Annotated in this window: 1 pseudogene; it reads left to right on the top strand. The window is 43.3% G+C overall.

The features are described 5' to 3' along the window. Positions 1–263 (top strand): annotated as a pseudogene (locus SB756_RS31335) (type II toxin-antitoxin system HipA family toxin); the annotation flags it as partial.

Genomic DNA, 263 nt, shown 5'->3' with positions numbered 1-263 from the left:
ATTACCAGAGCATGTCGATTTTCCAAGCCCTAGTGCAATACCGTTACCTTTTGCCGAGCTATCTAGGCGAATTAAAAACTTACCCAGAGCACCGTTAAATATCCGCCAAAGTAGCCGTATGTCACTTGCTGGCGCGCAGCATAAAATGCTAGTTATTAAGCTCGGCGATGAATTATTTGAAGGAAATGAAGGCACACCTTCAACTCATATACTTAAACCCGATCATTCTGAGCCAGACCAATATTGGCAAACGACATGCAATG

The organism is Pseudomonas sp. SIMBA_068, assembly GCF_046534705.1.
GTDB classification, from domain to species: Bacteria; Pseudomonadota; Gammaproteobacteria; order Pseudomonadales; family Pseudomonadaceae; genus Aquipseudomonas; species Aquipseudomonas putida.
Note: the sequence above shows the minus strand (reverse complement) of the source record. Positions and strands in the feature narration are given on the sequence as shown.